The sequence below is a fragment of the Streptomyces sp. ML-6 genome, from assembly GCF_030116705.1.
Classification (GTDB): Bacteria; Actinomycetota; Actinomycetes; order Streptomycetales; family Streptomycetaceae; genus Streptomyces.
This window is the reverse complement of sequence record NZ_JAOTIK010000001.1, coordinates 7,136,155-7,155,972: the sequence shown is the minus strand read 5'-3', so window position 1 is coordinate 7,155,972 and position 19,818 is coordinate 7,136,155. Positions and strand designations below refer to the sequence as shown.

Genomic DNA, 19,818 nt, shown 5'->3' with positions numbered 1-19,818 from the left:
CGGCGCCCCGACCTGTGGGTCCGTCCCGTCGGCGCCGCCCGCCCATGACGTCACCCCACCGGCCGCCCACCAGCAAGGAGAAGTCCTTGAGCACCGCTTCGATACCGGCCGTTCTGTCCGAGACCGGTGCCCTGTCCGAGTCCGACCCCGGCCGGGCGCCGCTCGACACCGTTCCGGTCGCCTCCGTCACGTTCACCATGACGGCCTGCGTCGACATCTCGGTCTGCCTCACCGGAAGCACCACACAGCTCCCGCAGTAGGCCCGACGGGCCGCCCGCTGCGGGTGGCCCGGCACCTCATCAGTACCCGACACCTCACCAGTAGGAGAGTTTCATGAGCAGATCCTCGGCTCCGGCCGTCCTGACCTCGACCGGTGCCCTGACCGAGTCCGACCCCGGCGTGACGCTGCCGGCCCTCGCGCCGGTCGCCGCGACCCCGGTGGCCATCGTGGCCGGCGTGGGAGTCGCGTTCCTCGCCGGTTACGCGGTTGGCCGCACGGCCGGGAGCGACATCGAACTCCCGATGTAGTCGCGTTTCCCCCGACACCAGACCATTTCGTTCCATCACTCCAGTGAGGAGAACCCTGTGAGCACGTCTCCGACACCGGCCGCCCTGCGCGGTGCCGGCGGTCTGTCCGAGTCCGACCCCGGCCGGGCGCTGTCGACCTTTGCGCCGGTCGCCGCGACCCCCGGGGTCGTGGCCGGCGTGGCCATCGGCGTCGCCCTGGTGAACGCCTTCGTCGCCGGTTACAACTACACCGGCAGCGACATCGAGCTCCCCATGTGAACCCATTACGCCGTCCCCGTCCCCGGTGGGGACGCCCCGTGAACGCGGCGGCGTCCCAGGGGGCGGTGGACCGCCCCGGCGGCACGGGCGCCGAACGGTAGGCCCGTCGCCCCCGGCCCCGGCACGGGGAGCCGCGGCCACCGTGCCGGGGCCGGCCGGAAGCGACGGTGTGTGGGTGACGTGGGGACGAGCGCCTCCAGGGCGGTCGCCCACCCATGCCACCACCACGCCCGGACTCACGGCCCGGCCCCGGCACGGACGGACCCCGCACGGCACGAGCCCGGCCCGGCAGGAACCCGTCCCGCACGAATCCGGTACGACCCCGGACAGCCCCCTGCCCGGCCCGTGGGACCCCGTACCGGTCCGGGAGCCGCCCGCCACCCTCCGCCCCGTCACCCCGACGCCCCCCGCCTCCCACCGGCGGCCCAACCTCGTTCGTCCCCAGCACGGAAGGCCCGTCCATGCCCTCACGCCCCACCCGACCGAGTGGTCCCCGCAGGCAGCGGCCGACGCTGCGCGCGGTCCTGTCCGCCCTGCAAGGCCCCCTCCCTCTCTCCCGCGAGCAAGCCATGGGCGCCTCCGAGCGGCTGGCGGCGGCGACGTCCCTGCTGTCCAGCGTCGAGCACCTCGCGCGCCGCCGGGAGCACCGGTCGAGCCGGCTGAACGAATGGGCCATCTCCCGCGACGCGTACGCCCGTTACGGCAGGCCCTTCCGCAAGCTGCTGGACCTGGCCTCCGACGAGCGGACCAACCGGGCGCTGCACGCCGGACGGGTGGCCGCGAGCGCGGCCCTCATGCTGCCCGGCAACGGCCGGTGGCGCGGGGCCGCAACCCTCTACCTCGGCGTCAGCGGGGCGTTGCTCTACCCGGCCGAGCGCTACGGCACCGACGGCTCCGACCAGGCGTCCACCATGGTGCAGACCGTGACCGGGCTGGCCAGACTCGCCCCCTCGTCCCGCACCCAGGACGCCCTGATCTGGTACGTCGCGCTCCAGGGGAACCTGTCCTACCTGATCTCCGGCTGGGTCAAGCTGCTCGGTCCCGACTGGCGGTCGGGGGCCGCGCTGGCGGGGGTGATGCGGACCAGGACGTACGGGCACGAGGGGGTCTGGAAGCTGACCCGGCGCTACCCGCGCTCGGCCCGCGCCGTCGTCTACGGTGTGCTGGGCCTGGAGTGCCTGTTCCCGGTGCTCTACCTGAAGGGCGGCCGGCTGACCCGCCCGGTGCTGAGCGGCGCCGTCCTCTTCCACATGGCCAACGGCTACGTCATGGGCCTCGGCAGGTTCCTCCCGGCCTTCGCCGCGATGCACCCGATGGTCGCCTACACCAGCACGCCGCGCAGCCACCCCGCGGTGGCGGGCCGCGACGACACCATGCCGGCCACGGTGGCCCTGCTGGCGGCGGGCGGCGCGGCCGTGCTGGGGACGGTCGCGGTGGCCCGGCGGCTGCGCGTCACCGACACCCCGCACGGCGGCTCCGTCGTCACCACCCGGCACGGCAACGAACTGAGCGTGCAGAGCACCCTCGACGGCCGGAGTACGAACCCGGTGGTGGTCTTCGTCCACGGACTGGGCGCCTGCCCCGCGTACTTCGCCTGGATCGTCCGCGCCCTCGGCGGCGGGGATCGGCAGTGGCTGATGTACAGCAGGGCCGGCTACGGCCCCAGCCGGCGCCGCGCGGACGGAGAGTACACGCTGGAGGAGTCGGTCGACGACCTGGTCGACCTGATCGACGCGGCGGTCCCCGAGGGGCGCCAGGTGGTGCTGATGGGCCATTCCCTGGGCGGCGAGATCTCCCGCCGCGCGGCGGTCAGGCTGGGCTCCCGGGTGAACTCCGTCGTCTACGTGGACAGTTCGCACCCCGGCCAGCTCACCCGGTCGGCGCAGCAGGGCGCGACCGCGCCGCGGATCGGGGAGGGCCTGCGCACCATGGCCATCAGCCTGCGGCTGGGGTTCGGGGCGCTGATGCGGACGCCCGAGCCGGTCGCCAACCTGCCCGAACAGGTGCGGGACAAGGTCAGGATGGAATTCGCGGACTCCCGAGTGTGGACCGCCGCGGTGCGTGAGTGGAAGGCCGTCGAGCAGGACTTCCCCTCCTTCACCGGGCCACTCGACGCCCTGGACACCCACGCCCTGGTGCTCTCCGCCCAGCGGACCGTGGACCGCGACCCCGAGCACCTGCTGATGCACAAGGACCTCGCCGACGCCCACAGCGGGGACCGGACCGTCCGAAACGTCGTCATCGAGGGCGCCGACCACGACGGCATCCTCACGGACCCCCAGTACGCCGCCGAGACGCTCCGCCACCTGCTGGCCTTCCTGGCCGACACCGCCGGGCAGAAACCGGGGTCCGGGCCCGGACCCCTGGCCGGGACGGAGCCGTCCGACCGGACCGCCGCGTCCGAGGAGGAGAACCGATGAGCGACCCCCGTCTCCCGCGCGCCACGGGCTCACTGCTGACCCGCGCCTTCGACGGCACGGACGGCAAGGTCCGCCTCGTGGCCGGCCTCACCTTCCTCGGCGCCGTCTGCTGCCAGCACCCGCACCCGTCCTTCGGCCGGCTCCAGCGGCTCGACCCGCTCTCCAGCATCTTCCCCAACTGGCGCTTCTTCGCCCCGACTCCGGCCCAGCACGACTTCCAGTTCTACTACCGCACCCTCGACGAGGCGGGCGAGACCTCCGACTGGTCCGCGCTGGAGGTCATCCAGGGTCGCCGCGCCCGCCAGTTCGTCTGGTTCCCCGAACGGCGCAGCGAAAAGGCGGTGTACGACCTGGGCAGCGAGATCCTGCGCGTCCTCGACCGCGGGTTCGAGGTGGCCGTGACCCTGCCCTCCTTCCGTATCCTGCGCAAATTCTTCCGCGAGGAGATCGAGCGGTCCGGCACGCCGGACGTCAAGGGCTTCCAGTTCGCCCTGGTCCAGAACTCGGGCTACGACGAGACCGAGGAGCCCGAGATCCTCTTCCTCTCCCCCTACACACCGATGCGCGAGACCGCGGCACCGGCGCGAGAAAGCGAGACCGTATGAGCACCGCCGCCCCCTCCTGGGCCTCCGCGGCCACCGCCCCCGAGGTCCAGGACATCGGCTACGGAAGGGTGTTCGCCGACTTCTACGACCGCCTGCTGCCCCACGACGGCTCCGCCGAACGCACCGCCGAGGTCCTCGCCTCCTGGCACCCCGGCGGAGGCACCCTCGAACTCGGCGTGGGCACCGGACGCGTCGCCGTCCCGCTTGCCCGGCTCTCCGGCGAGGTCGTCGGTGTGGACTCCTCGCCGGAGATGCTCCAGCGGCTGTGCGAAACCATCGACGCCACCGGCGCCCCGGTCACCCCGGTGCACGGCGACATCCGCACCTACGCCGACGACTCCCGGTACGGGCTGGTCTACTGCGTCTGCGCCACCCTCTCACTGATCTGCGACCCGACGGAGCAGCGGACGGCCGTCGCGCGCGCGGCCCGGCACCTGGCACCCGGCGGCACCCTCGTCGTGGAGACCCACAACCCCGGCTTCGTGACCGCCCTGCACGAGGGGCACGCCCGCACCTCCTTCTTCATTCCCTACGCCGAACCGGGCACCGGCGTGCAGACCTACTCCACCCTGATCCCCGGCGGGCTCTGGCACGCCTCGCACCTGGTGCACGAGGGCGGCCGGGTGAGCATCGGCACCGAGATCACCCGGCTCACCACCGCCGAGGACGTCGACTCCTACGCCGCCGACGCCGGTCTCGTCCTGGTGTCCCGGCAGGGCGACTGGGCGGGTGGCCCGTTCCTGCCCGAGGGGAGCGGCGTCCACATCAGCCGCTACCGCCGCCCCGCCTCCGGTGAGGAACGGTCATGACGGCCACCGTGGCGGCGTCCGGCGGCGCCGTGCGGAACCTGACGCGCGGGCAGTGGCGGCTGCTGCTCGGTGGCACCGCCCTCGGACTGCTGGGCGTGGTGTGCACCCTGGCGCAGCCGGTGCTGCTGGCCGACCTGATCAGGACCGCCGGGGACCACCGCCCGGTGGTCGGGATCGTCGTGGCGCTGGTCGTGCTGTTCCTGCTGGACGCCGTGCTCTCCGCCGCCCAGGGCTGTCTCATCGGCAGGGCGGGGGAGAACATCGTCCGCGACGCCCGGGTCCTGCTCTCGGGCAAGGTGCTCCGGGCCGACTGCACGCACCTCGACACCCGGCGCCAGGGCGACCTGCACACCCGGCTGGTCGCCGACACCTCCCTGATGAAGATCGCGCTCACCCAGAGCCTCGCCCAGATCGTCCTCAACGGGCTGATCGTGGTCGGCGCCGTGGTGATGATGGCGTTCACCGATATCTGGCTGCTGCTGGTCGCCGGCGGATGCCTCGGTATCGCCGGGGCCGGGTCGGTATGGCTGGCCCGCGCGCTGCGCCGGGCCGCCCTGTCCAACCGGGAGGACATCGGCGACTTCGGCGCCGACCTGCAGCGCGTGCTCGCCGCCCTGACGACGGTGAAGGCCGCCAACGCCGAGGGCCGTGAGCAGCGCCGCCTGGCGGAGTCCGCCGACCGCGCCCGCGCCTCCGGCAACCGGGTCACCGTGCTGAACGCCCTGTTCACGCCCGCGCTGAATGTCGGTCTCCAGGCGTCGCTCGCCGCCGTGATGGGCATCGGCATGGCCCGTGTCGTCACCGGCTCCATCAGCCTGGCCGACTTCTCGGCGTTCACGATGTACCTGTTCTACCTGGTGTCGCCGCTGGTCCTGGTCTTCCTCTCGATCGGCACCTACCTCCAGGGCCGGGCGGCCGTCCAGCGCGTGGACGAACTCGACACCCTGCCGCAGGAGGACGAGCACCCGGCCGGCACCGCGGACCCGGCCGACGGCCGGACCAACGCCCCCGCCGGCGACCCGGTCGCCCGTCCGGCCCCGCAGGGCGGCCACCCCGCAGTGGAGTTCCGCGACGTCTCCTTCGGCTACGGCGACCGGCCGGTGCTGGAAGGCGTGTCGTTCACCGTCCCCGCCCACGGGCTCACCGCCGTGGTGGGCGCCTCCGGCGCGGGCAAGACCACCGTCTTCCAGCTCATCGAACGGTTCTACCGGCCCCGGGGCGGCGCGATCCTCCTCGACGGCAGGGACATCGCCCACCTCCCGTCCGCCGAGATCCGCGGCCGGGTCGGCTACGTCCAGCAGGACAACGCCGCGATGCGCGGAACCCTCCGCGAGAACATCGTGTACGCCGCGCCCGACGCCACCGAGGCGGAGATCGCCGAGGCCGTCGAACTCGCCGGTCTCACCGAGGTGGTGGCGGAGCTGCCGGACGGCCTCGACACCCTCCTCGGCGACCAGGGCACCGGACTCTCCGGCGGACAGCGGCAACGGCTCTGCGTGGCACGGGCGTTGCTCCAGAAGCCCGACGTGATGCTGCTCGACGAGGCCACCGCGCACCTGGACTCCGACGCCGAGGCGGCGCTGCGCGACAGCCTGCGCGGCATCGCCGGGCGGTGCGCCGTCGTCGCCATCGCCCACCGGATCTCCACGGTGGCCGAGGCCGACCGGATCGTGGTCCTGGACGAGGGCCGGGTGCGCGCGGTGGGCACGCACACCGAACTCCTCGGCAACGACGCCCTCTACCGGCGGCTGGCCGCCACCCAGTTCGCCGACGGCCCCCTCGGCGGACACCCGGCGCCGGACCCCGTACCGGACGGGGCCCAGGGCACGGTGCCGGGCTCCGGTCCGGTGCCCGAGCCGGTCCCGGCCGCCCTGCCGGGCGCGGGAGCCGTCCGGTGAGCACGGTGGACGCGGCGGTCGTGGGCAGCGGGCCGAACGGGCTGGCCGCCGCGGTCACCCTGGCCCGCGCCGGACTGCGGGTGGCCGTGTACGAGGCCGCCGACACGATCGGCGGGGGACTGCGCGGCGCCGCGCTCTTCGACTCCGAGGTGGTGCACGACATCTGCGCGGCCGTCCACCCCATGGCGGTGGCCTCGCCGTTCTTCCGGGAGTTCGGCCTCGCCGGACGGGGCGTGCGGATGCTGCGGCCCGAAGTCAGCTACGCCCACCCCCTGGACGGCGACCGGGTGGCCCTCGCCCACCACGACCTGGACGCCACCTGCGCGGGCCTCGGCCCGGACGGGCCGCGCTGGCGGCGGCTGATGGAACCGCTGCTGACACACAGCGACGCCATGGTCGACCTGCTGCTGTCCGATCTGCGGAGCCCGCGCGGGCTGCGCGCCGCGCCCGCCGTACTGAGCCGGGTCCTGCTCCACGGGACCCGGCTCGGCCCCCGTACTTTCCGCGGCGAGGCGGCCCCCGCGCTGCTCGCCGGGGCCGCCGCACACGTCGTCGGCCCGCTGCCCTCGCTGCCCGGCGCCGGGGTCGGGCTGCTGCTGGCCCAGTTGGCCCATGGCCCCGGCTGGCCGCTGCCGCGCGGCGGCAGCCCCCGCATCGCCGAGGCCATGGCCGACGACATCCGGGCGCACGGAGGGGAACTGCATACCGGGCGGGAGATCACCGACCTGCGGGAACTGGCGGGGGCGCGGGCCGTCCTGCTGGACATCGCGCCGACCGCGCTGCCCGACCTCGCCGGGGGCGCCCTGCCGCCCGGCTACGCCCGGTGGCTGTCCCGGTACCGGTACGGCCCGGCCGCGGGCAAGGCGGACTTCCTGGTCTCCGGACCGATCCCCTGGTCGGCCCCGGAGACCGGTCGCGCGGGCACCGTGCACCTGGGCGGCACTGCGGCCGAGGTCTTCCGCCAGGAGACCGCCAACGCCCGCGGCAAGGAGGGGGATTCACCGTTCGTCCTGGTCGTCGACCCGGCCGTGACCGACCCGGGGCGCGAGGTGGCCGGGCGCCGCCCGGTGTGGGCGTACGCCCATCTGCCGCACGGCAGCGCGCGCGACCCGCTGCCCGTGATCCGCGCGGTCATCGAGCGGTACGCGCCGGGCTTCACCGACTCCATCGTCGCCCAACGCGGGCTGTCCGGACGGGACTACGCCGCCTACAACCCCAACTACGTGGGCGGCGACATCGCGACCGGGGCGATCGGCCTGCGGCAGACCGTGTTCCGGCCCGTCCCCCGGTGGGACCCCTACCGGACCCCGCTGCCCGGCGTCTACCTCTGCTCGGCGGCCACCCCGCCCGGACCCGGGGTGCACGGCATGTGCGGCCTGCTCGCGGCCCGGTCGGCGCTGCGCCGCGAGTTCGGCCGGCCGCTGCCCGTGCTCGGCCCGGTCGGCGCGGGAACCCCGGCCGCATGACAACCCGGCCCGGCCCGGCCGGTGCCGCCCCGGCCCCGGTGCGCGGGCCGCGGGCCCGGGGTCACACCCAGCCGCGTTCGCGGGCCAGCAGCGCCGCCTGGGCCCTGCTGCACGCGCCCAGCAAGGCCAGCAGATCGGAGACATGGCGCCGGTAGGTGCGCAGCGACATGCCCGCCGCCCGGGCGCCCGTCTCGTCCTTGGTGGTGGTGCACATGAGGAGCAGCACCGTGCGCTGGGTCCCGGTGAGGCTTTCGGTGCCCGGCTTCGACGCGGGAGGGTCGGCGAGGTCCGTCCCCGCCGTCCACAACCTCTCGAAGAGGGTGACGAGACTGCTCACCGGGCCGCTCTCCTCGATGCACAGCACGCCCCGGTCGATGTCGTGCGCGTCGACGGGGACCAGCGCGGTGCGCCGGTCGTAGACCAGCACCAGTTCCGAGAGCCCCTCCGCGACCCTGACCTCCGCGCCGTGGGAGCGCAGTCGCCGGAGGTGCTCCGTGCCGGTCCGGGACGTCGGGGCCTCGCTCCCCACCAGGGTCCGCACCCGGACGCCGCGCCGCAGGCAGCGCAGGCCGAGTGAGATCGTGTGGGCCGTGCTCAACGGGACCAGGGCCCGGTTGGGCACCGCCGCCAGGATCTCGGCGTCGGCGTGGAAGGCCGCCCGGTCGATCCGGGCGAGGGCCTGCCCCAGGTCATCCAGGCGATCCAGGGCGATCGCGGACCCCGCGTGGACGCCCCCGCCGCCCGCGAAGGAGGGGGCGGGCGCGTCCCGCCACAGGGAGCGCAGGATCGGCCGCGGGTCGGCGAGGCGGCGCAGCGTCCGGTAGGCGGCGTCCAACTGCTCCTCCGTCAGCCGCGCCACCACGACCCCCGGGTCCGTGGCCCAGGTCCGCGCCTCGCTCCCGTGCAGCAGCCCCCGGTCGCGCAGCCGCGCCGCGGCCCGGTCCACGCCCTCCCCGTCCATCGGCGCGGCGGTGCGCGCGTCACGGACGGCGGCGCCCGGATTCCGCAGGAAAAACCGGTACACCGCTTCCTCGGTGCTGCTCAGACCGAGTGGCGACATCGTGTGGGTCCCCATGGCCCTCCCCTTGAACATGTCCGGCGGGACGACGGAGCACAAGTCTGCCCGGGGAGACGGGGCGCGAGGTCTCAGCGAAGTCTCACGCCCCGCTGGTACCAGGGAAGTTCCGGATGTGTGACCACTTGAATGATCGGACTCCGATCGCTATGACAGGAGGCCGTGCACCGAAGTGATCCTGGAGGTCCGATGGCCGAGGCACCCGCAGCCGCACCGCCGGTACGAGCCACGCCGAACTCCCTGCGGGAGGTGGTGGCAAGCCGTGATCTGGCCAATCTCACCGGCCCGCTCGGCAGCGGGAAGTCCCGGTTAGCCGCCGGACTCGGGCCCGTCTCCCTCCTTGACCTCGACCGGCCCGGCGCCCTGGAGCGGCTGCCGGCCGCGCTCGCCGAGAACACCCCGGGTCCGCTGGTCGTGGACAGCGCCGACGACGACCACGCGCTGGCCGCACTGGAGCCGCTGCGGCTGCGCCCGCCGGGAAGCGGCCGGCCCGTCCTCGTGGTCAGCAGGCGCTCCCTGCTGACCCGGCCGGGATGGGCCGGCACGGGGGTCGCGGTCCTGGAGACCGGCCCGTGGCCGGACGCGTGGATCGGGCGTCTGGCGGCGGAGGCGCGGGTGACCGACGCGCGGTCCCGGGAACTGATCGTCCGGCTCGCCGCGGGCAACCCGCTGATCGCCGACGCGGCCTGCCGGGCCGTCCACGCGGGTGCGCCGCCGACCGCGGCCGGGGCGGTGGCCGACGGCGCCGCCCGGGAGATCGTGGAGCGGCTCTCCCGGGAGCGGCCCGCCGGGCCGTGGCAGCACGCCCTGGTCCGGCTGGCCACGGTGTGGTCGGCGGACGAGGAACTGCTCGACGCCGACCCGGACCTGTTCGACACCCTGGCCGGGCTCAGCCCGGTCGTCCCCACCGAACTCGGGTTGGCCCTCGCCGAGCCCTTCCGCGGGGTGATCGAACTGGCCCATCGCTGGCGTCGGCCCGCCGCCCACCGCGGCGCGTGGGCCCGCGCGCTGGCCCACCGCAAGAAGCTGCTGGCCGACGAACCCGCCGCCGACCGCCGCAGTCATCTCACCGAGGGGATCATGGCCCTGGTCGACGACGAGGCCGTCCGCGAGACCCTGTTCCCCAGCAGCGTGACCCGGGACGTGATCCACACCGCTGCCCCGGACGACGCCGACGCCATCGGCACCCTGATGCGCCAGTGGGCCCGGCAGGGCGGGCTGGACGTGCGCTGGACCGACCGCCTGGTGGAACGCTGGCTCGTGGACGACCCCGCCAGCTTCCAGTTGATCCGGGACGGCGGAGACCGGATCATCGGCCTGACGAACACCCAGCAAGTCACCGAACGCACCATGAACTGTGTGGAACCGCTGCTCCAGCAGCACACGAACCGGCTGCTCGGCCGCCCGCACGGCACCGGGGGATGGCTGCTCGGCGCGGCCTACTGCCCCGACCGGGGCGCCCACGCGCACCTGCTGCGCGGCCTGCTGCGCCAGGTCATCGTGGGCGGCCTGCTGCTGACGGTGTCCACCCCGAACCCGGACTACCAGCGACTGCTGCGCGGGCTGCGCTTCCAGCATCACGGCACCACCACCGACGACGTCTACCGCTGCGGGCGCAAGCCCGAGATCTTCAGCCAGGACTTCGGCTCCGCCGCGCTGCCCGACTGGACGGAGCGGCTCGCCCGCGCCTCGGGGACGCGCGGCGGCCCGCGTCCGACTGGCCAGGAGGTGGCCCGCGCCCTCGCCAACATCGCCGACCCGGCCCGGCTGGCCGAGAGCCCGCTGCTCTCCTCGCCGCGCCCCCGGACGGTGGCGGAGCTGCGCGCGGACCTGTGGGAGGCGGTGCGGCGGCTGGCGGACAGCGAGGTGCGGGAGGAGGCCGAGGCCGGGTGGATTCTCCAGCACTACTACCTCGGACGGCCGCGGACCCATCAGTGGCTCGCCCAGCAGCTCCACATCAGCCGGGCCACCTACTTCCGACGGCTCCGGCACGGCCTGGACCTGGTGGGCGGCAAACTCGCGGCGGAACGGAGCGTCCGATGAGGGGCGCCGGGAGGACGGCAGCGGGTGGTGGGAGGGCGGCGGGGCCGGGTGCCTCAGCGGTAGACCTCGCCCGGCTCGGCCCTGCCGGGGGCCAGGAGCTGCGGCACCGTTCAAGGCGATAAAGAAGGAGATCGCCGAGCTGAAGCGGGCGAACGACATCTTGAAGGCTGCGGCGGCGGAGTCAACCGGTTGATGCAACAGCTGCCGCGAGCCTATCAGCGGGAGTTTCGAACCCGAGGGTCTGCCGGGGGCGGGTGTTCAGCTTGAGCGCGACGGTATCCAGGTCGGCCTGGGTATATCCGGACAGGTCGGTGCCCTTGGGAAAGTACTGGCGGAGCAGGCCGTTAGCCTCGGGCTTTCACGAACCAGCCTCTCTGGGGCTTGATCGAGCGGATGGGTAGCGGCTCTGACCTGCAACAATGGGGCTTGTCTGAGTCCTGTCGGCTGCCAGGAAGGAAGCACTCTCCAGGTGAAGAAGCGCGGGCGGGCGTGCCCGTCTGTCCGCTGTAAAAGCGCTGGTCGCGGGTGCGGGCTGTGCGGGACGCTGGGTACATGCCTCGACGCCTCATGTTCGTGCAGTTGAAGTCTGGTTATGACACCGACCGTGGACCCTCGTGGATCGGGTGGGTGGACTTCTCGAAGACTTGGAGCACTGCGTATTTTCAGGGAAGGACATTGCGCCGGGCAGGCGGGATGTTCGACGCGAACTTCTACGACACGCAGACCAATGAGGAGTTCTGGGTCTCCGGACCGAAGCGGGACCGCTCCGACACCCGCTATGGCCCGTCCAACCCGGAAGTCGAGCCGGATGCCGTTGAGACCTATCACGCGTTCCTGGATGGCGCGGCCCTGCCAGGGCGGGAGAAGGGCTGACCCGGGCTCCCCGCGAGTGAGCTTGTCCGGGTCTTGATCAATCAAACGGAGAGTGCCTCTGACCTGGGACGATAGGGCTTGTCTAGGGTCCAGTCGCCGCAGGGAAGAAGCACTCTCCAGGTGAAGAAGCGTAGTGGGTTCTATCCGCGCGTCCGTGTCCGGGGCGGTGGGGCTGGTGCTGTCTCGCAGGCCGGTGGGGTGCTGCTGGTGGAGACCGTCCGCCGGATTGGCCTGGACACAGCATTGTCGACGGCGCTGGAGCCGTGGCGCAGGCCGCGGGCGGTGCACGATCCCGGGAAGGTCCTGCTGGACCTCGCGCTGGCGGTCGCGCTGGGCGGGGACTGTTTGTCCGACGTGGCCATGCTGCGGGCCGAGCCCGACTTGTTCGGCCTGGTCGCCTCCGATCCCACCGTCTCCCGTCTGGTCGACACGCTTGCCGCGGCCGGCCCCCGGGCCCTGGCCGCCGTGCGGCAGGCCCGTGCCGAAGTCCGCGAGCGAGTCTGGAGCTTGGCCGGTGACGCGGCGCCGAATGCGGCCGATGAGGTGGTCGTGGACATCGACGGCGTGCTGGTCCAGGCCCACTCAGAGAAGCAGGACGCCGCCGCCACGTGGAAGAAGACCTTCGGCCACCACCCGCTGTTCGCGTTTGTCGACCACGGCCCAGGTGGCTCCGAACCGGTCGCGGGCCTGCTGCGACCGGGCAACGCGGGCAGCAACACCGCGAGCGACCACATCGCCGTCGCCCAGCAGGCGCTGGCCCAGCTTCCGAAGAAGTACCGGCGTGGACGGCAGACCCTGATCCGCACCGACTCCGCCGGTGGCACCCACGACTTCCTGAACTGGCTCACGCAGCGGGGACGGCGGCTGTCCTACTCGGTCGGGATGGTCATCACCGATGCCATCCATCAGGCCGTCCTGCTCGTCCCCGCGTCCGCCTGGACGCCCGCGACCGAACCCGACGGCAACACACGCGACGGCGCGTGGGTCGCCGAACTCGCCGGCGATGTCCTCAAGGGCTGGCCGAAGGGCATGCGGCTGATCGTCCGAAAGGAACGGCCGCACCCCGGCGCCCAGTTGCGCATCACCGACGCCGACGGCATGCGGATCACCTGCTTCGCCACCAACGCCACCGGTGCCCCGATCGCGGCCCTGGAGCTGCGGCACCGCCAACGCGCACGCGCCGAGGACCGCATCCGAGCTGCCCGCTACACCGGGCTGCGGAACCTGCCCCTGCACGACGCCTCCCAGAACCGCGTCTGGCTGGAAATCGTGCAACTAGCCCTGAACCTGCTGGCCTGGATGCCGATGCTCGCCCTCACCGGCGAGGCGCGACGCTGGGAGCCCAAGCGCCTGCGCCTGCGGCTGTTCTCCACCGCCGCCCAGCTCGTCACCACCGGCCGCCGCCTCTGGCTCCGCCTGGCCCGCCACTGGCCCTGGACCCAGGTGATCACCACCGCATTCGAGCGACTGCAAGCACTTCCGGTCCCCGGCTGACCAGCAACGATGTCCTACCCCGACGAGACAGCCCCCGCCGGAGCCGTGGAACCCGGCGCCCACCCGACGCGAGAGCCGGGCCGTCAGCCTGCCCGCCACCAGCCCGAACAGTCGAAACGGCCCGCCCGGCAAACCGACGGACCGTCACGAAACTTCGAGGTTAGGCACCTGGAGTCGCTGCCGTGGCCACATCCGCACACGGTTCAGGTTCTGCTTCGCGACCAGGACGACGACTGCCTCGGGCTATGGATGTTCCAGGAGGGCCGGCTGGTGGAAGTCACCATTCCGCGCACCGAGCGTTTCCACCAGCCGGCACCGCCCAATGAGGACTTCGAACCCGACCCGGGCATGCTGCTGCGCACCGACCAAAACACGGCTCTGCCCGAGCAGACCCCAGAAGCACGCCGCGACCCCCGCTCACCCTGGTAGACCGAGTTCGACAGCTCATCTTGGGACATCAGGGCTGTCGACGAGCGCGTGCTCAGCGAACTGCGCCACCACTACCCAGGTGCCAAGGACCTCTCAACGGGGCGTTTCACTACGGACGGAGCCATAGGCGGATCGCGGCCACGGTGACCGTCCCGTGGAAGATGTACGCCCGTTTGTCGAAACGCGTGGCGACGGCGCGGAAGTTCTTGAGCCGGTTGATGGTCCGCTCGACCTCGTTGCGTCGGCGGTAGATCGTCTTGTCGAAGCCCGTGGGCCGGCCTCCTTGGCTGCCGCGGCGCCGGCGGTTAGCCCGCTGGTCTCTCGGCTCGGGGATCGTGTGCTTGATCTGGCGTCTGCGCAGGTGACGCCGATTACGGCGTGATGAGTACGCCTTGTCTCCCCCGACATGGTCGGGCCGAGTGCGCGGTCGTCCACCAGCCTGCCGGGGCACACGGATCTCTTCCAGGACGGGAATCATCTGCGGTGCGTCCCCCCACTGACCGGGCGTGATGACAAACCCGAGCGGGCGACACCCACCTTCCCCAGCAAGGTGGATCTTGCTCGTGAGCCCGCCTCGCGAGCGTCCCAGGGCCTCATCGGGACGGTGACGCGCCGGGTTTCTGCGCCGACCCGGAATCTTCGGGGCACGAGTGGAGGCGCCGGCCGCGTGCTGATGAGCGCGGCAGGTCGTGGAATCGACGCTGACCATGCTCCAATCGATCCGGCCCTCGGCATCGGCGTCGGCCTGGACGGCCCGCAGGATCCTCTCCCACGTGCCGTCCGCCGACCACCTGCGATGACGATCGTGGACCGTCTTCCAGCTACCGAAGCAGGGAGGAAGGTCCCGCCAGGGGAGGCCGGTCCGCTGCCGGAACAGAATCCCGTTGATCACACGGCGGTGGGATTGCCAGCGTCCACCCCGCCCGCGATTCACCGGCAAGTGCGGCTCCAGCCGAGCCCACTCTTCATCCGAAAGATCTCCCCGCCCCATGTCCCACGGAACGAGTGCCCAGCGGGAGCGTCACGCGACCCATCGGACACGACCTAGGCGCCGCAAGACAGCGGACGGCGGTGAGCCCGTCTTCAGCGCAGGACGGCACCGACGCGACGACGCCAACTGATCCACGAGCACCCTCCTTGAAGGCCTTGGGAACCGAGACGCGGTTCCCAAGGCCTCGGTGCGCTCCGAGTGGTGCGGACGGAGGCGCTCAGTGCTCCTGACCGATGCCCTCGTGTGAGTCAGGAGGCCGTAGGCGGCAGCGCCGCGTCGAGGAAGGAGCTCAAGTCGGCAACAGGGCGCCCGGCTCCGTGGAACACCTGGCCGCTTCCGGTCTTGGCGAAGGGGCGTGCTGTGACACCTGCACTGCCAAGGATCCGGATGGAAGTTGCGATTTCTGCCGCGTTCGCCAAGGCGTGCCCTACGCCGTGGGCCGTAAGCTGGAAGGGCAACTGGGATTGCCTCTGCGGACCGCGTGCGGGGAACAAGTAGGTCGCGGCGGCGCCGTTGGGCTGGATCAGCTCGACACCGACGGCGGCGATCTGGGGGCCTTGGTTATTGTGGCTGGCTGCCTGCACGGCGAAGTAGAACGGGGCCGTGGGGTCTGTGCTCGGCAAGGCGGCGACCAGAGGGAATGGTCCGGTGATCACCCCTCCATTGGACCACCGTCCACCAAGAAGCTCGACAGAGATGTCGAGGGTGTCCGTGGGCGGGGAGGGGAGCAGTCCCTTGGTATTGAGCAGGTTGACCATGTTGTCGTACGCGGCGATGAACTGGTCTCGGGCCCGGCATGCGGTGCGGTTGAGTTCGTTGCGGTCGGCGCTGGTGCCGGGATAGTTGATCTCCAGGACGTCCGGCCCCTCGTCAGAGATATCCGTCATGCCGTTCAGCTCGTCGGCGAGGGCATCGAGGGTCTCGACGAGCACGCGGTGACGATCCCGGAGGTCGAGGGCGACGTAGTCGGGGCGGTCCTTCTTCAAGAGGGGCTGGGCGTCACACACCGGGTCGCTGACGGTGAGCGGCACCTTGAACATCGTCTGCGCGTCGGAAAGCCAGCGGAGCCAGAATCCGTCGAGAGGCAGGAGTCGTAGGAACCTGGCGGCCTTGGCCGCGTCCCCGGGGTGCTGCTTGTGATCAAGCGGGGCGGCCGCTGGCCTGGCGACGTGCGTCTGCCCCGAGTCGGCAACTACACCGGGGACCTGCCTGGAGGTGGACCCTCCGACGAGACCATGGGCAGCGCGATTGAGTCGTGAAAGAACCTCGGAGGCCGTCGGCCGGTCCTGCGCTGCTGTGAGGAGGCACTCCGAAACCAATCCGGCAAGAATCGTGGGTGCCTTGGTCAATGGAGGAAATTCGCCCCGTCGATGCTGCTCCGCGTAGTTGTGCCGGGCAGGACCCTCGTACGGACACGCTCCCTCCAACAGCTCGTAGGCCATCACGCCGTACGAGTAGATGTCCGTAGCAGACGTGGGTGGTTCGTAGTCCCAGGTCTCGGGCGCTTGGTATGCCTGGCTCCCGACGCCCCTGAAGGTAGAGGTGGCAGTGGCTGCTGTGAGGTCGCGGGCGATTCCGAAGTCGCCCAGACACCAGCGTCCATTGAGGAGCAGGATGTTCGCCGGCTTCAGGTCCCGATGCACCACTTCCTTCGGGGTGAGGTCAGTCAGAGTCTCGGCCACATCTATGAGGATCTGGAGAGCCTCTTCCAGCAGCGGTGTTCTGGCGGTCGTGAGGTACTGCTGGAGCGACCGCTCCGCCATCGGCATGACGAGCACATGTTGGTTCCCGTGCTCGCCACTAGCGATGATCGGAACGATGTTGCGTACATCGGTCAGGTTGGCGAAGTGCTGCTCCCTATCGAACCCGGGTTTCCTGGGAATCAGTTTCACGGCGGCAGGTTCCCCATCCGCGGACTTTGCGGCGTAGACGGTGCCGAAGGCGCCAGCGCCGAGTGGGTCTCCCAGCTCCCACTCTCCCTGGTCCAGCTTGACGTTCTCCTTCATACGCGCCTCACAATCGTCGATGGAAGTGTGTCGAGTCCATCATGCAGGCGTCGCCAGCTGTTTCAGCCGGACTCACCTCAACGGGTGAAGTGCCATCCGACCCGTACCAGACTCGCGGCCAGCAGCTGGCTGTGAACGCGCGGGAGGGGTCGGTTCCGCGGCGGCGAAGATGGGCGGCGCGGCCGTAAATGCGGTGGGGTTGGGGCGCCAGGATGCTGTGAAGGGGAACTCGTTGCTCGCCCAGAGCAAGCTGGCCAGATCGGCGGGCATGATCCAGCGCGGCGGGTTGAGCGGGTTGACCTCGACCGGGTGGTGGATGAAGGCGTCGCCGAAGCTGAACTGCACGCTCAGCGTCGGAACACCGGCGAGCAGGTCCTCGAGATGTTGGACGGGCCTTGCCCCAAGGCCGGGTAGTTAACGTTTTCGCAGGTCATGCGCGCCAGTTGAAAGATTTCCGACGCAAGAGCAACGGAGCTCGTTGGTACAGGCAGTCGTCCAAGACAGCTTGTACTCGAGGAGCTCCGTTGCCGTTTCATCATGTCCTGCCGGCCTCGGTGATGGCCATCACCCGTACGGTCACAGTGGCCGCGGGCCGGTTCGCGCCCGGGCGTCTGGGCGAGTTGACGCCCGTCGTGCCGTTCGAGCTCATCGACGCGGTCCTGGCGGAGACCCGCTCGGTGCAGAGACGACTGCGCGATCTTCCTTCGCGGGTCGGGATCTACTTCCTGCTCGCGATGTGTCTGTTCCCTGAAGTCGGCTACCGGCTGGTCTGGGACAAGCTGACGGCCGGGCTGGCCGAAGTGCCGGTGGCCTCCCCCACGCCGAAGGCCCTGCGTGATCTGCGCCGACGACTGGGCAGTGCGCCGGTGCGGGCGTTATTCGAGGTTCTCGCGGGGCCTCTGGCACGGCCGACGACACCCGGTGTGCGGTTCGGGCCGTACCGGACTGTGTCATTCGACGGCTGCAGTTCGCAGAAGGTCCCCGACTCCGGGCGAAACAGGGCCTGGCTGGGGCGAACCTCCCATCACGGCTATCCCACACTGGAGTTGATGACGCTGGTCGAGACCGGGACACGGGCCCTGATCGGCGCAGTGTTCGGACCCACCGCCGAGGGCGAGACCAGCTATGCCTCGCGCCTGCTGCATCTGCTGCGGCCGGACATGCTCGTCCTGTGGGACAAGGGCTTCGACGGCAACGACTTCCTCGCTTCCGTCACCGCGACCCGCGCCCAGTTCCTGGGCCGACTCCGCAGCAACCGGCGTACCCCCGTCCTGACACGTCTCGCCGACGGCTCATACCTGTCGGTGATCGCCGCCGTGAAGGTACGTGTGATCGACGCGAACATCACGGTGACCTGCGCGGACGGCACCGTTTTCACCGGCTCCTACAGGCTGGTCACCACTCTGACCGACGCCCGCCGATACCCGGCGGCCGCGCTGGTGGGCCTCTACCACCAGCGGTGGGAACACGAATCTGCGTACTACGCGCTCCGCCACACGATCACGAACGGGCGCGTCCTGCGCTCGGGCGACCCGGCCGGCGTCGAACAGGAGATGTGGGCCCTTCTCACCCTCTACCAGGCCCTGCGCACCATGATGGTCGAGGCCGCCGAGTCGCTGCCCGGCACCGATCCGGACCGCTGCTGCTTCACCATCGCGCTCCAGACCGCCCGCGACCAGGTCGTCCAGGCCGCCGCCGTCATCACCGACCCCGCCGATGTCGGCCGCGTCGGGCTGATCGGGCACCGGATCCTGGCCCGTCTCCTGCCGCCCCGACGGCAGCGCGTCAGCACCCGCAAGGTCAAGTCACCGATGTCCCGTTACAGCACCCGCCATGACGACGGCAGGCCCGACACCAGCCGCACGATCACCGGTCTCGACATCAGCGTCCTCGAACCTCGCGAACCGCACCCTCAACTCCCCGCCATCTCCCGCGACGACCGGCACACAGCCCTCGCCGAGCGCCGACGTCACCGGATCCTGGGCCTGCTCGAGGAAAACCCCACCCGCCTCTGGCGCCCCCGTGACATCGCTTCCCACTTCGGCGACATCACCATGGAGACCATGTATCGGCAGCTCTCCAGATGGGCCGAGACCGGCCTCATCCACAAACTTGGCCCCGGCCTCTACGCCGCCACTGCATGGACCCCAACACCCCTTGCGTGACCTGCGAAAACGTTAACTACCCGGCCTTGGGGGAGGGCCCGTGCCCGGCTGGCCCTACTCGTTCGTCGCTGCGTTGGAGTCGGGCCGGACCTCGTGGTGCCAGATCCTGGACGCGCTGCGGCTGGGGCCGACCGACGATGTCGCCGAGGTCACCGCTGCCCAGGTCCGCCAGGTGGTCGAGGACCTCATCGGCATGGGCCGTTGGCGGGCGGGTGACCGCGACATCCTGGTCGTCTTCGATGCCGGCTACGACGCCCCGCGCATGGCCTACCTGTTGGAAGGACTGCCGGTGGAGGTGCTGGGGCGGATGCGCACGGACCGCGTGATGCGCAAGCCCGTCCCGGTGCCGCTGACCTCCGCCGCCCCTGGGAGAAGCCGGCCGAGCCAGGCCGGCTCACCCCCGCCCGGGTCCGCCGGGGGTTCAGGAACCCCCGCCCGAACCTGCCCCGCCCGGCCCGTGCACCCAAACCCAACCGGCCCGGCCCCGGCAGGCCTCTTGGCTCGAAGAACCGTCGTCCCGCCACCCGCTACGACGTGGGCAAAACGGTCAGGCGGTCCGAGACCATCGCCGAACGCGACCGGGTCAGACCATAAAGAACAAGCTCAGAACCCGGGAGCGGGGAGGAAGGCCGGCCACCACGAGGGCACACCGCTGGGACATTCGTACGTGGCACCGCTCCAGAAAAGGGAGACAGCACACCAGCACAGGACAAAGAGTATCACTATGAGGGCAACAACATGGAAGAGTGGTCGTTTCC

16 protein-coding genes and 2 pseudogenes are annotated in these 19,818 nt (G+C 71.3%); 14 read left to right on the top strand and 4 right to left on the bottom strand.

Annotation, left to right across the window (positions count from 1 at the left end; all coding sequences use genetic code 11):
• The first annotated feature begins 86 nt into the window (after positions 1 to 86).
• From OCT49_RS31390 to OCT49_RS31355, 8 genes are all read left to right on the top strand, one after another.
• Positions 87 to 260, top strand: coding sequence for a hypothetical protein (locus tag OCT49_RS31390; RefSeq protein WP_187439020.1), 174 nt, complete (start codon positions 87 to 89; stop codon positions 258 to 260).
• Between the two features lie 73 nt (positions 261 to 333).
• Positions 334 to 528, top strand: a complete 195-nt coding sequence (locus OCT49_RS31385) for a hypothetical protein (RefSeq protein ID WP_283855168.1) — start codon at positions 334 to 336, stop codon at positions 526 to 528.
• A 57-nt stretch (positions 529 to 585) separates the two neighbouring features.
• On the top strand, positions 586 to 786 hold the full coding sequence (locus OCT49_RS31380; RefSeq protein WP_283855167.1) for a hypothetical protein: 201 nt from the start codon (positions 586 to 588) through the stop codon (positions 784 to 786).
• A gap of 569 nt (positions 787 to 1,355) precedes the next feature.
• Positions 1,356 to 3,206, top strand: a complete 1,851-nt coding sequence (locus tag OCT49_RS31375) for an alpha/beta fold hydrolase (RefSeq protein WP_502963493.1) — start codon at positions 1,356 to 1,358, stop codon at positions 3,204 to 3,206.
• Positions 3,203 to 3,811 carry a hypothetical protein gene (locus OCT49_RS31370; protein ID WP_283855165.1) on the top strand — a complete coding sequence of 203 codons (609 nt, stop codon included), beginning with the start codon at positions 3,203 to 3,205 and terminating at the stop codon, positions 3,809 to 3,811. The genes OCT49_RS31375 and OCT49_RS31370 overlap by 4 nt, the downstream gene beginning before the upstream one ends.
• Entirely contained in the window at positions 3,808 to 4,620 is an 813-nt protein-coding gene (locus tag OCT49_RS31365) for a class I SAM-dependent methyltransferase (protein WP_283855164.1), read from the top strand. The genes OCT49_RS31370 and OCT49_RS31365 overlap by 4 nt, the downstream gene beginning before the upstream one ends.
• On the top strand, positions 4,617 to 6,518 hold the full coding sequence (locus OCT49_RS31360; protein WP_283855163.1) for an ABC transporter ATP-binding protein: 1,902 nt from the start codon (positions 4,617 to 4,619) through the stop codon (positions 6,516 to 6,518). Before OCT49_RS31365 ends, OCT49_RS31360 begins: the two co-directional genes overlap by 4 nt.
• Positions 6,515 to 7,984, top strand: coding sequence for a phytoene desaturase family protein (locus OCT49_RS31355; RefSeq protein ID WP_283855162.1), 1,470 nt, complete (start codon positions 6,515 to 6,517; stop codon positions 7,982 to 7,984). Before OCT49_RS31360 ends, OCT49_RS31355 begins: the two co-directional genes overlap by 4 nt.
• A gap of 61 nt (positions 7,985 to 8,045) precedes the next feature.
• On the opposite strand, the gene OCT49_RS31350 is transcribed toward OCT49_RS31355, so the two are convergent.
• Positions 8,046 to 9,059 carry a LuxR family transcriptional regulator gene (locus tag OCT49_RS31350; RefSeq protein WP_283855161.1) on the bottom strand — a complete coding sequence of 338 codons (1,014 nt, stop codon included), beginning with the start codon at positions 9,057 to 9,059 and terminating at the stop codon, positions 8,046 to 8,048.
• Between the two features lie 189 nt (positions 9,060 to 9,248).
• On the opposite strand from OCT49_RS31350, the gene OCT49_RS31345 reads away from it, so the two are divergent.
• Positions 9,249 to 11,102, top strand: a complete 1,854-nt coding sequence (locus tag OCT49_RS31345; RefSeq protein ID WP_283855160.1) for a hypothetical protein — start codon at positions 9,249 to 9,251, stop codon at positions 11,100 to 11,102.
• A gap of 181 nt (positions 11,103 to 11,283) precedes the next feature.
• Here the strand turns inward: OCT49_RS31345 and OCT49_RS31340 are convergent.
• Positions 11,284 to 11,448 (bottom strand): annotated as a pseudogene (locus OCT49_RS31340) (transposase); the annotation flags it as partial.
• 281 nt (positions 11,449 to 11,729) lie between these two features.
• Here OCT49_RS31340 and OCT49_RS31335 point away from each other — a divergent pair.
• The 3 genes from OCT49_RS31335 (at position 11,730) to OCT49_RS40190 (ending at position 13,898) form a co-directional block, all read left to right on the top strand.
• Complete coding sequence (locus OCT49_RS31335; protein ID WP_283849855.1) at positions 11,730 to 11,975, top strand: hypothetical protein; 246 nt, start codon at positions 11,730 to 11,732, stop codon at positions 11,973 to 11,975.
• A 120-nt stretch (positions 11,976 to 12,095) separates the two neighbouring features.
• Complete coding sequence (locus tag OCT49_RS31330) at positions 12,096 to 13,469, top strand: IS1380 family transposase (protein WP_283855159.1); 1,374 nt, start codon at positions 12,096 to 12,098, stop codon at positions 13,467 to 13,469.
• Between the two features lie 270 nt (positions 13,470 to 13,739).
• A complete protein-coding gene (locus OCT49_RS40190) occupies positions 13,740 to 13,898 on the top strand; it encodes a hypothetical protein (protein WP_502963434.1) in 159 nt (52 codons plus the stop codon).
• A gap of 109 nt (positions 13,899 to 14,007) precedes the next feature.
• Here OCT49_RS40190 and OCT49_RS31320 read toward each other — a convergent pair whose 3' ends face one another.
• Together OCT49_RS31320 and OCT49_RS31315 are read right to left on the bottom strand one after the other, a co-directional pair.
• Positions 14,008 to 14,889 (bottom strand): IS5 family transposase, encoded by an 882-nt coding sequence (locus OCT49_RS31320; protein ID WP_283855158.1) that lies wholly within the window; start codon positions 14,887 to 14,889, stop codon positions 14,008 to 14,010.
• A 248-nt stretch (positions 14,890 to 15,137) separates the two neighbouring features.
• Complete coding sequence (locus OCT49_RS31315; protein ID WP_283855157.1) at positions 15,138 to 16,895, bottom strand: serine/threonine-protein kinase; 1,758 nt, start codon at positions 16,893 to 16,895, stop codon at positions 15,138 to 15,140.
• A 557-nt stretch (positions 16,896 to 17,452) separates the two neighbouring features.
• Between OCT49_RS31315 and OCT49_RS31310 the strand changes: the two genes are divergently transcribed.
• Both OCT49_RS31310 and OCT49_RS31305 read left to right on the top strand, forming a co-directional pair.
• Positions 17,453 to 19,060, top strand: a complete 1,608-nt coding sequence (locus OCT49_RS31310) for an IS4 family transposase (RefSeq protein ID WP_502963492.1) — start codon at positions 17,453 to 17,455, stop codon at positions 19,058 to 19,060.
• A 40-nt stretch (positions 19,061 to 19,100) separates the two neighbouring features.
• Positions 19,101 to 19,654, top strand: a pseudogene (locus OCT49_RS31305) (transposase); the annotation flags it as partial.
• Positions 19,655 to 19,818 lie beyond the last annotated feature (164 nt).

What these genes read in the sequence shown, in the direction of transcription:
- OCT49_RS31385 (WP_283855168.1), top strand. Translation starts at nt 334, where the DNA reads ATGAGCAGATCCTCGGCTCCGGCCGTCCTGACCTCGACCGGTGCCCTG.
- OCT49_RS31375 (WP_502963493.1), top strand. Translation starts at nt 1,356, where the DNA reads ATGGGCGCCTCCGAGCGGCTGGCGGCGGCGACGTCCCTGCTGTCCAGC.
- OCT49_RS31370 (WP_283855165.1), top strand. Translation starts at nt 3,203, where the DNA reads ATGAGCGACCCCCGTCTCCCGCGCGCCACGGGCTCACTGCTGACCCGC.
- OCT49_RS31365 (WP_283855164.1), top strand. Translation starts at nt 3,808, where the DNA reads ATGAGCACCGCCGCCCCCTCCTGGGCCTCCGCGGCCACCGCCCCCGAG.
- OCT49_RS31360 (WP_283855163.1), top strand. Translation starts at nt 4,617, where the DNA reads ATGACGGCCACCGTGGCGGCGTCCGGCGGCGCCGTGCGGAACCTGACG.
- OCT49_RS31350 (WP_283855161.1), bottom strand. Translation starts at nt 9,059, where the DNA reads ATGGGGACCCACACGATGTCGCCACTCGGTCTGAGCAGCACCGAGGAA.
- OCT49_RS31345 (WP_283855160.1), top strand. Translation starts at nt 9,249, where the DNA reads ATGGCCGAGGCACCCGCAGCCGCACCGCCGGTACGAGCCACGCCGAAC.
- OCT49_RS31320 (WP_283855158.1), bottom strand. Translation starts at nt 14,889, where the DNA reads ATGGGGCGGGGAGATCTTTCGGATGAAGAGTGGGCTCGGCTGGAGCCG.
- OCT49_RS31315 (WP_283855157.1), bottom strand. Translation starts at nt 16,895, where the DNA reads ATGAAGGAGAACGTCAAGCTGGACCAGGGAGAGTGGGAGCTGGGAGAC.
- OCT49_RS31310 (WP_502963492.1), top strand. Translation starts at nt 17,453, where the DNA reads ATGGCCATCACCCGTACGGTCACAGTGGCCGCGGGCCGGTTCGCGCCC.